The following is an 11,502-nucleotide window of genomic DNA, read 5'->3' on the forward strand; positions in this document are numbered from 1 at the left end:
TGCGCTTCGCTCCATCCAGGCTACGCAGCCTCATCTCCGCTGATTATATACGTCGATGCACACCGCCCCGAGCAGGACCAGACCCTTGATGACCTGCTGATAGTCGATGCCGATGCCGAGGATGGACATGCCGTTGTTCATCACACCCATGATCATGGCACCGACCACGGCGCCGCCGACGCGGCCGACACCGCCATAGGCCGAGGCGCCGCCGATGAAGCAGGCGGCGATGACGTCGAGCTCGAAGCCGAGACCCGCCTTCGGCGTTGCGGTGTTGAGGCGCGCGGCGAAGACGAGGCCGGCGAGCGCGGCGAGCACGCCCATGTTGACGAAGGTGAGGAAGGTCAACCGTTCCGTCTTGATGCCCGACAGGCTTGCCGCTTTCGCATTGCCGCCGACCGCGTAGACCTGCCGACCGATGACGGTGCGGCGGGTGACGAAGCCGTAGAGCGCGATCAGCGCGGTCATGATGACCAGCACGTTCGGCAGACCGCGATGCGAGGCGATCAGATAGGTGAAATAGAGCACGGCGCAGGCCAGGAGAATGCTCTTGCCGAGGAAGAACGCGTAAGGCTCGACCTCGATGCCGTGCAACTGCTCGCGCGAGCGCCCCTTGGCGCTGGCGTAGACGAGGCCGAGCGCGAGCACCGCACCGACCAGCATCGACGTCGGATGCAGCGTGCCGGCCTCGGGCAGCATCTCCGGAATGAAGCCCGACGACAATTTCTGGAAGGTCGCCGGGAACGGCCCGAGCGACTGGCCCTGCAACACCGCGAGCGCAAGTCCTTTGAACACCAGCATGCCGGCCAGCGTCACGATGAAGGACGGAATCTTGAAATAGGCCACCCAATAGCCCTGCGCGGCGCCGATTGCCGCGCCCAGCAGCAGGCAGGCGATGAAGGCGAGCGTGTAGTCGACCTTGTATGTCACCATCAGCACGGCGGCCACCGCGCCGACGAAGCCCGCGACCGAGCCGACCGAGAGGTCGATATGGCCGGTGACAATGACGAGCAGCATGCCCAGTGCCATGATGACGATGTAGCTGTTCTGCAGTACCAGATTGGTCAGGTTGAGCGGCTGCAGCAGCGTGCCGCCGGTCATGACCTGGAAGAACAGCATGATCGCGATCAGCGACATCAGCATGCCGTAATTGCGCAAATTGTTCTTGATGAAGCTGCCGTGCCGGCCCTCCTCGGGCAGCGAAACCGTCTTGTCGGTCATAGCTGCGATCCTCCCATCTCCGCACCCGCGAGGGCGCTGCTTCCATAATTTCTGTCGTTGCGCATGATGGCGCGCATGATCTTTTCCTGCGTCGCTTCGGCGCCGGGGAACTCGCCGACGAAGGCGCCGTCGTTCATGACACAGATGCGGTCGCAGATGCCGAGTAGCTCGGGCATCTCCGAGGAGATCACCACCACGCCGCGGCCGGCTTCCGCAAGCTCGTTGATGATACAGTAGATCTCGTATTTGGCACCGACGTCGATGCCCCGGGTCGGCTCGTCCAGGATCAAGACCTTGGGGTCGGTCATCAGCCATTTCGACAGCACGACCTTTTGCTGGTTGCCGCCGGAGAGCTGGCCGGTCTCCTGATAGACGTCGGAGCAGCGGATGCGCATCCGGTTGCGGTAATCGCTGGCGACCTTCAGCTCGGCGATGTCGTCGATCACCCGGTTGGGGGCGACCTGGTCGAGGCTTGCCAGTGTGATGTTCTTGCGGACGTCGTCGGCGAGGATCAGTCCGAGCTGCTTGCGGTCTTCGGTGACATAGGCAAGGCCGGCGTCGATCGCGGCGGCCACGTTGGGCAGCACGATCTCACGGCCCTCGAGCCGGATGCGACCGCTGATCGTGGTGCCCCAGGAGCGGCCGAACAGGCTCATGGCGAACTCGGTGCGCCCCGCCCCCATCAACCCGGCGATGCCGACGACCTCGCCGCGTTTCACGCTGAAATCGACGTTCTTGATCACCTGCCGCTCGGGATGGATGGGATGGTAGACCGACCAGTTCTCGACGGTGAGAACGGGCTCGGCGATTTTTGCGCTCCGCTCCGGAAAGCGATGGGCGAGATCGCGGTTGACCATGCTGCGTATGATGCGGTCTTCCTGGATCGGCTCGGCGCGGCAGTCGATGCCGTCGACGGTGCGGCCGTCACGCAGCACGGTGATGTGGTCGGCGACCTTGGCGACCTCGTTCAGCTTGTGCGAGATCAGGATCGAGCCGATGCCCTGCGCGCGGAACGCCATGAGGCGTTCGAGCAGCGCGGCGCTGTCGGCCTCGTTGAGGCTCGCGGTCGGCTCGTCCAGGATCAGCATCCGCACCCGCTTGGACAGCGCCTTGGCGATCTCGACAAGCTGCTGCTTGCCGACGCCGAGATCGGTGATCAGCGTATCCGGCGATTCCTTGAGGCCGACCTGCGCCAGGAGTTCCCGCGTGCGTCTATAGACCTCGTCGCGATCGATGACGCCGAGCTTGGACGGCGGATGCGACAGGAAGATGTTTTCGGCAATCGACATCAGCGGGATCAGCGCCAGCTCCTGATGGATGATGATGATACCGAGCGCCTCGGAATCGTTGATGTCGCGGAAGCGGCGCTCCTCGCCATCAAAGATGATGGTGCCCTCGTAGCTGCCGGCCGGATAGACGCCGCTGAGCACCTTCATTAGCGTGGACTTGCCGGCACCGTTCTCGCCGACGAGGGCGTGGATCTGCCCGGCTTCAACCAAGAAGTTGACATCGCGCAGCGCCTGCACGCCGGAAAAGCTCTTGCTGACGTTACGCATCTCCAGCATTGCAGTCATTGGATCATTCTCCCGGGGGCTTCCACAATCGTCATGGCCGGGCTTGTCCCGGCCATCCACGTGCAGCCGCTTGCGAAGAGGGACGTGGATGCCCGGGACAAGCCCGGGCATGACGAGTTGATAAACATGCGCTTCGCCCTAACCCTAAAGAACTCCCTCTCCGCAGGTCGGGAGAGGGAGTAGACCTCTTACTGGAACTGCGACTTCTTGTAGTAGCCGCTGTCGACCAGGACCTTCTCCCAATTGTCCTTGTAGACCACGACCGGCTTGAGCAGATAGGACGGCACGGTCTTGGCGCCGTTCTCGTAGGTCTTGGTGTCGTTGACGGTGACCTGCTTGCCGGCCAGCGCAGCGTCGACCATGTCGGCGGTCACCTTGGCGAGGTCGCGGGTGTCCTTGAAGATGGTCGAATACTGGTCGCCGCGCAGCATCGCCTTGATCGAGGGCACCTCGGCATCCTGGCCCGAGATGATGGGCATCGGCTGGCCGGCGCTGCCATAACCAACGCCCTTCAGCGAGGAGATGATGCCGATCGATAGGCCGTCATACGGCGACAACACCGCGTTGACCTTCTTGTTGCCGTAGTAGGCACTGAGCAGATTGTCCATGCGGGCCTGCGCGGTGGCGCCATCCCAGCGCAAGGTCGCGACCTTGTCCATGCCCATCTGGCCGGAGACGACGACGAGCTTGCCGCTGTCGATGTACGGCTTCAGCACACTCATCGCGCCGTTGTAGAAGAAGTAGGCGTTGTTGTCGTCGGGCGAGCCGCCGAACAGCTCGATGTTGAACGGACCCTTGCCATCCTTGAGGCCGAGGCCCTGCACGATCGACTCGGCCTGGAGCACGCCGACCTGGAAATTGTCGAACGTCGCGTAATAGTCGACGTTCGGCGTGCCGCGGATCAGGCGGTCATAGGCGATCACGGTGATGCCTTTCGCTTTCGCCTGCTTGAGCACGTCGGACAGCGTAGTGCCGTCGATCGCGGCGATCACCAGCGCTTTCGCGCCCTTGGTCACCATGTTCTCGACCTGCGAGAGCTGGTTCGGAATGTCGTCCTCGGCATATTGCAGGTCGGTGTTGTAGCCACGCTCCTTCAGCACCTTGACCATGTTGTTGCCATCGTCGATCCAGCGCGCCGACGATTTGGTCGGCATGGCGATGCCGACTGTTGCTTTGTCCTGGGCCGAGGCGGTGACGCCCGCGGCCATCGTCGCAGCGCCGGCCAGCGCCAGCGCGAGGAAGGTCGTCTTCAGTTTCAGCATGTTTCACTCCCTTTGGTGTCAGACTGTTTTTTCGTGTCGCCGAGAACTTTGGTGGTGTGCGGCTTCGAGCCTCCTATGCGAGCTTGACGTCAGGCTCCGCGCGACCGCGCGCGGATGCCTCCAACAGAAAGGTGTAGCCGGCTTGCGGATCGGCGGCACGCGCCGCCGCATCCATGTCCTGCCAGGCCGAGGTGACGAGGAGACGCGACAGATCAGGGCCTACAAAAGCGGGGCGGCTCGCCTGCTTTGCCGGCACGCTCATCGAGCGCAGCCGCTCGCCTTGCGGAGAGTAGACGTCGATACGGCCAGCGCCCCAGCACGCGTTCCAGATGTTTCCGTCGGCGTCGCACACCGAACCATCGAGACCGCCGATGCCGGTGTGGCGCAGCAGCACTTCCGGCTCGCCGCGCGGCAGGCCGGTCGTGGGATTGAGCGGCACCGCGTAGAGCACCGCGCGCGCAGTATCGGCGAAGTAGCCGGTGGTGCCGTCGGGCGAGAAGCAGATCGAGTTGGGAATGCTGACGCGCGGAAACAGCATCGAGATCTCGCCGTGATGGAACGCGTAGATCGCGCCTGCCCCTGCTTCCGCCTTGCGGCCCATGGTGCCGATCCAGAACGTGCCGGAGGGATGCACGCGGGCATCGTTGGAACGGGTCGCGGGATTATCGGCTTCGAGCGGACAGATCAGCGTCATCGCGCCATCGGCGATTTTGCGGACATAGAGCCCGTCTTCCGCGACGATCAACTGCCGTTCGGCGTCGATCCGCCCAAGTGCGCTCGCCATCCGGCCCAGCGCATGAACGCGAATGCTGCCGCTGGCGAGCTGCGCCTCGAACAGTCGCCCCTCGCGGATATCGAACCACCAGGCCGTGTCCGTGGTCACGTCATAGGTCGGCCCCTCGCCGAGATGGCAAGGATCGTCCGAAAGAACCGAGGTGGGCACCTGTTCCATCATGACCTCCTCACCGCAAAGCGATAGACCGTGTGATGGCGGTAGACCTCGCCCGGCGCTAGGCGCGGGCTCGGGAAATCCGGCCGGTTCGGTGCGTCCGGCCAGATATGCGGCTCCAGGCACATCGCGTCGGACTGCCGGTAGAGCTTGCCGCCCTTGCCCGAGATCGTGCCGTCGAGATAATTACCCGAATAGACCTGCAGACCGGGCTGATTGGTGAGCAGCTCCATGATGCGCCCCGAGCGCGGTCCCTCCAGCCGCGCCGCGAGCGCAAGTTTGCCATCACGCGCGAGACTGTAGGTGTGATCGTAGCCCCTGCCGTTGCGCAATTGCTGGTCGCTCTCGCGGATGCGCTCGCCGACGGCCCGCGGCTCGCGGAAGTCGAACGGCGTGCCGGCAACGCTGCGCGGCGGCTCCGGCAACGGAATGGCGGTGGGATCGATCGCGAGGAAATGCCCGGCGGCGACCGTCAGCTTGTGATCGAGAATGGGCGTGCCTGATGTCGCGCCTTCCAGATTGAAGAAGCTGTGGTTGGTCAGGTTGACGATGGTCGGCCGGTCGGTCCGCGCCTCCATGGTCAGGGATAGCTCGGCCGGGCCGGTGACGCGATAGGTCAGGCGCACATCGAGCCGACCGGGAAAGTTTTCCTCGCCATGCGGGCTCGTGTAGGTCAGCGTGACTGCGGGCTTGGCGCCATCGTCGATCTCCGCAATGTCCCAGAGCTTGCGGTCGAAGCCGTCGAGGCCGCCATGCAGCGCATTCGGACCGTTGTTGACGGGAAGCTGCACCGTCTCGCCGTCCAGCGAAAATTGTCCGTTGGCGATGCGATTGGCGTAGCGGCCGACGGTGGCGCCGAAAAACTTTCGCTCGGCGAGATAGCCGGCGAATGCGTCATGGCCGAGCACGACGTCGTCGTAGCCGCCCTTGGCGTCCGGCGCGCTCAAGGCCTGCAAGACTGCACCATGGGTGATGATGCGCGCCTCGAACCCGCCCTCTCCGCGCAGCACGATGCGGTCCACCTTGCGGCCGTCCGGCAGCGTTCCGAAGACGTCTCTTTCTGTTTTCGATCCAGCCATGATCAATCCACAAACGGTTCGACGATCGTGCGCCTGCCGAGCAGGAAGGCGTCCGCGACGAGACGAAGCGGCGCCAAATCGACGTCGCTCGCGCCTGTAGCGGCGAGCGCGACGAAGCGCCGGTAAAGCTCCCGATATTCCTCATCGGGCGCCTCGGCAACGGTCTTGCCGTCGATCGCCATGATCCTGCCGCCGCGGGATAGCGTCATCCGGCCCTGGTCGGTTTCGACGAGGATATCCCAGCTCTGCGGCCCGGTCTGGCGGAAATCAAACTCGGCGGCCACAGGCAGGCCGTCGATGTCGGTCAGCGTCAGCTTCGCGGCGATCGGCGCCTGGCAATTGGCAGGGAAGGCGAGCTCGGCCGCGGTGACGAACACAGGTTTCGGCAGGATCCTGGTCAGGATCGACAGCGCATTGATGCCGGGATCGAACACCCCGAGCCCGCCCGGCTCCCAGATCCACGCCTGCCCGGGATGCCAGACGCGGACGTCCTCTTTCCAGTTGATGTGCACGGAATGGATGCGGCGCGCGGCGAGCCACTCGCGCGCCGGCTCGACTGCCGGCGCATGGCGCGAATGCCAGGTCGCAAACAGCGTTCGCTTGGCCTCACCGGCCATCGCGATCAGCGGATCGAGCTCGGCAACGCCGGCGCCGGGCGGCTTCTCCAGCATGACATGCTTGCCGGCCCTGAGCGCTGCGACGGCCTGGGCGCGGCGCACTTGAGGCGGCGTGCAGAGCGAGACCGCGTCGATCGGCGGACCTTTTTCCAGCAGCTCCTCGATGGTCGCGAAATGCGGCAGATCCGGCAACGAGGCATTGCGGCTGGCGACGGCCGCCAGCGTCGCGCCGGGAACCGCTGCGATGGCGCCGACGTGCTGGTCCCGCGCGATCTTGCCGAAGCCGACGATGGCGATGCGAAGTTCAGTCACGATCTTTCTCCAGCTTCCGCGGACGGCAGCGCTTCGGCCGGTACAGTCTCGATCACTGTACCCTCGTGGCGGCGCATGCCGTTGTGAATGACGTAGACCATCGCCTCCGACGCAGTCGTGGCATCACCGTCCGCGATGGCATCGACGATCTTCTGATGCCAGAGCAGAACAGTGTCGCGGTCCTCCGGTTCGACCGGTGCGCTGAGCAGGAATGAGGCGCGCAACGCAGCCTCGATGACGTGCCCGATCGAGCGCATGAACAGATTTCCGGAGGCGCGCGCCACACCGACATGGAGCGCGAGGTCGGCATCGGCGAAGCCAACGGAGTCGGAGGCTTCAAGCCGCATCCGCTCCATGCAGCGACGGAGCTCGGAGAGATCCTGCTCCGACCGCCGCGCCGCCGCCAGCGCGGCCGCGCGCGGCTCGACCGCGAGGCGGATTTCGGCGAGGTCATTGAGGAAGCGCTTGTCGATCCCGGCATCCAGGTGCCAGGCCAGCACGTCGGCGTCGAACATGTTCCAGGCGACGCGCTCGCGCACGACGGTGCCGACCCGCGCCTTGGTTGTGAGCAGGCCCTTGGCCACCAGCGTCTTCACGCTCTCGCGCAGCACCGGTCGCGACACCCCGAACATCGCGATCATTTCGGCATCGCCAGGCAGGCGCGTTCCCTCCGCGTAGCGGCCGGCAATGATGTCGACGCCGATCGAGCGGGCCACCTCCGCGTGATTGGAGTGCGCCCGGCGCGTCGGGATGACAAGGATGCGCGAGGTGGTCATGAGACTGCTCCCGCGCGCTTTGCCACGGGCCGGCGCGCGAGCGCGACCAACCCCTGCTGCAAGGCGATGAAGGCGAACAGCAGCACCCCGGTCGCGATCTTGGTCCACCAGCTCGACAGCGTCCCGTCGAAATTAATGTAGGTCTGGATCATGCCCTGGATCAGCACCCCGAGGAAGGTGCCGATCACCGAGCCCTGCCCGCCCGTGAGCAGCGTGCCGCCGATCACGACGGCCGCGATGCTGTCGAGCTCGACGCCAACCGCGGACAACGAGTAGCCGGCGCTGGTGTAGAAGGAGAAGACGATGCCGGCGATGCCGGCGAGCAGGCTCGACAGCATGTAGATCTTCACCGTCATCCTGCCGACGGCGACACCCATCAGGCTCGCGGTCGCCCGGCTGCCGCCGAGCGCATAAACATTGGCGCCGAACCGGGTGAGCTGCAGCAGCAATGCGCCGCCGATCACGATCGTAAGCATGATGATCGCGACCGCCGTCAGCCGTCCACCGCCGGGTACTCGCAGTGCGAAGTCCGACACAGTGGAATAGACCGGTGCTGTGATCGGCACCGATTCCGTCGAGAGCAGGAAGCTGGCACCCCGGGCCAAGAACATGCCGGCGAGCGTCACGATGAAAGGCGGCAAATCGAAGACATGGATCACCGCGCCCATCGCCGCTCCGAAGGCGGCCGAGAGCGCGAGGATGGCGACGAAGGCGACCAGGGGCGGCATTCCCCAGCGCTCGATCGCCAGCGCGACGAACACCGTGGTGAAGCCGATCACCGAGCCGACCGAGAGATCGATGCCGCCGGAAATGATGACGAAGGTCATGCCCGTCGCGACGATGCCGAGGAAGGCGTTGTCGGTCAGGAGATTGCCGACAACGCGGGTGGAGGCGATGTTGGGAAACTGCATCGCGCAAAGCGCGAATCCCGCGACGAGCACGATCGCCGTGATGAGGACGGGCGGCAGGCCTTTCATGCCTTGGTCCCCCGCAGCCGCGTCACGATTCCGGCAAAGCCGGACAGCTTCGGCGATTGCAGCAGCAGCACGGCGAGCACCACCATCGCCTTGACCAGCAAATTGAACTCCGGCGGATAGCCCGACAGCAGAATGCCGGTGTTCATGGTCTGGATGATCAGCGCGCCGAGTACGGCCAGCACGAGACTGAAGCGGCCGCCGAACAGCGAGGTGCCGCCGATCACCACCGCGAGGATGGCGTCGAGCTCGAGCCAGAGGCCGGCATTGTTGGCATCCGCGCCCATAATGTCGGCCGCCGCGATGACACCGGCAAGCGCAGCGCAAACGCCGCACCAGACATAGACCGCCAAAATCATCGCGCGCGTGCCGACGCCGGCAAGCTCGCTCGCCCGCGCATTGCCGCCGGTTGCTTCGATCAGTAACCCAAGTGCCGAGCCTCGCACCACCGCGCCGGTGAGCATCAACATGCCAAGCGCAATCGCGACTGGCACCGGCACGCCGAGGATGGAGCCGTTGCCGAGCCAGACCAAATCGGGCGAGGAGAAGGTCACGATGCGGCCTTCGGTAATGAGCTGAGCGATGCCGCGTCCCGCCACCATCAGGATCAGGGTCGCCACGATCGGCTGCATGCCGAGCACCGCGACGAGAAATCCGTTCCACAATCCGCAGATCAGGCCCGCGCCGAGCGCAGCCGCCAGCACCACGGCCAGACTGTGGTTGTCGGCGAGGCTCGCCGCGATCGCGCCCGAGATCGCCATGACCGCGCCGACCGACAGATCGATGCCGCGCGTCGCGATCACCAGGACCATGCCGAGCGAGAGCAGCGCCACCGGCGTGCCGCGATTGAGCACGTCGATCAGGCTGCCGAACAGACGTCCATCCTGGAGGCGCAGATCGAAGAATTGCGGCGACACCACACGATCGACCGCGAGGATGACGATCAATGCGAGGATCTGGGCAAGGCCGCGGCGCGGCAGCAGCGCTGTCATGTGTGAGCCTCAAGCGCAACGGCGACGCTATCGGCGGCAATGGCCGCGAGAATGTTGCCGACGTCGATCGCCTCGCCCGCGAGTTCCTCGACATGAGCGCGGTCGCGCAGCACCACCACGCGATCGGAATAGGTCACGATCTCGTCGAGCTCGGAGGAAATCACGAGCAGCGCAAGCCCGTCGTCGCAGAGCTCGCGTATCAGGCGGATGATCTCGGCATGCGCGCCGACGTCGATGCCGCGGGTCGGCTCGTCCAGCACGAGGAGCCGCGGGGAGGTCGCAAGCCACCGTGCCAGCAGGACCTTCTGCTGATTGCCGCCGGACAGCAGGCCGACGGGACGCTCCGGATCGGGCGGGCGAATGTCGAGCATCTTGACGTAACGGCTTGCGATCTCGTCCTGCTCGCGTCGCGACAGCGGCCGATGCAGACCGCGCTTGGCCTGGAGCGCGAGCACGATGTTCTCGCGCACGGTGAGCTCGGCGACGATGCCGTCAGTCTTGCGCTCCTCAGGGCAATAGCCAAAGCCGTGGCGCACGCCGTCGCGCGGCGAGTGAAGCCGGACAGGCGCGCCTTCCACCCTCGCCTGCCCGCGATCGGCGCGCTCGGCGCCGAACACCAGCCGCGCCGTCTCGGTCCGGCCCGAGCCGAGCAGGCCGGCGAGACCGACCACCTCGCCATGGCGCAGCTCGAGATTGAACGGCGCGACATAGCCTGATTTGCCATAGCTCTCGAAGCTCGCGCAGACTTCGCGGGCCTGATGCTCGCGCGTCGCGGCCCGCGCGCTGGTGGTCTCGGCCAGCTCGCGGCCGAGCATCATCCGGATCAGCTCGAGTCGCGACAGCGACGCGGTCTCGCGCTCGCCGACCAGGCGACCATTTCGCAAAACCGTGATGCGATCGGAGATCTCGTAGACCTGGTCGAGGAAATGGCTGACGAAGACGATGCCAATGCCGCGCTTGGCAAGCTGACGCATGATGCGAAAGAGGATCTCGACCTCATGGCGGTCGAGGCTCGCGGTCGGCTCGTCCAGGATCAGCACACGCGCCGAGAGATCGACAGCGCGCGCGATTGCGGTGACATGCTGGATCGCCACCGAATAATTGCCAAGCGGCGCTGATACGTCGATGTCGAGGCCGAAATCCGCGAGCAGCGCCTTGGCGCGGCGGCGCATCTCGCCTTCGCGCACCATGCCGAAACGCATCGGCTGCCGGTCGAGGAACAGGTTCTGCGCCACCGAGAGGTTCGGCAGCAGATTGACCTCCTGGTAGACGGTGGCGATGCCGGCCTGAAGCGCCGCCTTGGCCGAGCGCGGCGCGACCTCTTCGCCGCCGAGCCTGACGATGCCAGCATCGCGCGGGAACACGCCGGTGATCACCTTGATCAACGTGGACTTGCCGGCGCCGTTCTCGCCAAGCAACGCATGAATCTCGCCAGCGCGCAGCGTGAAGTCGACTTGCTGCAACGCGCGTACCGCACCAAAACTCTTGCTGATCCCGCGCGCCTCCAGCAGGGAAGCCGCGGAATGCGGGCTGTTCTCCATCACAAATTCACTCCCAGCGGCGCCCGCCGACGATGCGGACACGGAGCCTGTTCGTTCGCGCAGCGGTTTCGAGCGGGATCGCCGGGCTGGCGGAACCCGGCCGGCCGGCGGCGTCCACGCCGGAGGAACCGCGGGCCGTGGTGGGGGGGTTGATGTTGTGGGGGTCATCGGCGGGCCGTTTAAGCGTGGCCGCCGTGTGGTTGCA

11 protein-coding genes are annotated in these 11,502 nt (G+C 65.3%); all 11 read right to left on the bottom strand.

Annotation, left to right across the window (positions count from 1 at the left end; genetic code table 11):
• Positions 1–30: 30 nt before the first annotated feature.
• Positions 31–1,221, bottom strand: coding sequence for a multiple monosaccharide ABC transporter permease (gene mmsB, locus AC0L3K_RS07775; protein ID WP_007608442.1), 1,191 nt, complete (start codon positions 1,219–1,221; stop codon positions 31–33).
• The gene (gene mmsA / locus AC0L3K_RS07780) at positions 1,218–2,795 is read right to left on the bottom strand and encodes a multiple monosaccharide ABC transporter ATP-binding protein (RefSeq protein ID WP_007593235.1); all 1,578 of its coding nucleotides are present in this window, start codon (positions 2,793–2,795) and stop codon (positions 1,218–1,220) included. Before mmsA ends, mmsB begins: the two co-directional genes overlap by 4 nt.
• Before the next feature lie 188 nt (positions 2,796–2,983).
• Entirely contained in the window at positions 2,984–4,057 is a 1,074-nt protein-coding gene (gene chvE / locus AC0L3K_RS07785; protein WP_007593237.1) for a multiple monosaccharide ABC transporter substrate-binding protein, read from the bottom strand.
• Between the two features lie 73 nt (positions 4,058–4,130).
• Positions 4,131–5,009 carry an SMP-30/gluconolactonase/LRE family protein gene (locus AC0L3K_RS07790; RefSeq protein ID WP_473365748.1) on the bottom strand — a complete coding sequence of 293 codons (879 nt, stop codon included), beginning with the start codon at positions 5,007–5,009 and terminating at the stop codon, positions 4,131–4,133.
• Positions 5,009–6,085: an aldose epimerase family protein gene (locus AC0L3K_RS07795; RefSeq protein ID WP_007593243.1), complete on the bottom strand. Its 1,077-nt coding sequence runs from the start codon at positions 6,083–6,085 to the stop codon at positions 5,009–5,011. Before AC0L3K_RS07795 ends, AC0L3K_RS07790 begins: the two co-directional genes overlap by 1 nt.
• Before the next feature lie 2 nt (positions 6,086–6,087).
• The gene (locus AC0L3K_RS07800) at positions 6,088–7,014 is read right to left on the bottom strand and encodes a Gfo/Idh/MocA family protein (protein ID WP_007593244.1); all 927 of its coding nucleotides are present in this window, start codon (positions 7,012–7,014) and stop codon (positions 6,088–6,090) included.
• Entirely contained in the window at positions 7,011–7,790 is a 780-nt protein-coding gene (locus tag AC0L3K_RS07805) for a FadR/GntR family transcriptional regulator (protein ID WP_007593245.1), read from the bottom strand. Before AC0L3K_RS07805 ends, AC0L3K_RS07800 begins: the two co-directional genes overlap by 4 nt.
• Positions 7,787–8,767 (bottom strand): galactofuranose ABC transporter, permease protein YjfF, encoded by a 981-nt coding sequence (yjfF, locus tag AC0L3K_RS07810; protein WP_007593246.1) that lies wholly within the window; start codon positions 8,765–8,767, stop codon positions 7,787–7,789. Before yjfF ends, AC0L3K_RS07805 begins: the two co-directional genes overlap by 4 nt.
• The gene (locus AC0L3K_RS07815; protein WP_007593247.1) at positions 8,764–9,756 is read right to left on the bottom strand and encodes an ABC transporter permease; all 993 of its coding nucleotides are present in this window, start codon (positions 9,754–9,756) and stop codon (positions 8,764–8,766) included. The genes yjfF and AC0L3K_RS07815 overlap by 4 nt, the downstream gene beginning before the upstream one ends.
• A complete protein-coding gene (locus AC0L3K_RS07820; protein WP_007593248.1) occupies positions 9,753–11,297 on the bottom strand; it encodes a sugar ABC transporter ATP-binding protein in 1,545 nt (514 codons plus the stop codon). The genes AC0L3K_RS07815 and AC0L3K_RS07820 overlap by 4 nt, the downstream gene beginning before the upstream one ends.
• Before the next feature lie 7 nt (positions 11,298–11,304).
• Positions 11,305–11,502 (bottom strand): hypothetical protein (locus AC0L3K_RS07825; protein ID WP_473365734.1); only part of this gene is annotated, 198 nt, incomplete at its 5' end.

The organism is Bradyrhizobium sp. MI1.10, assembly GCF_055811035.1.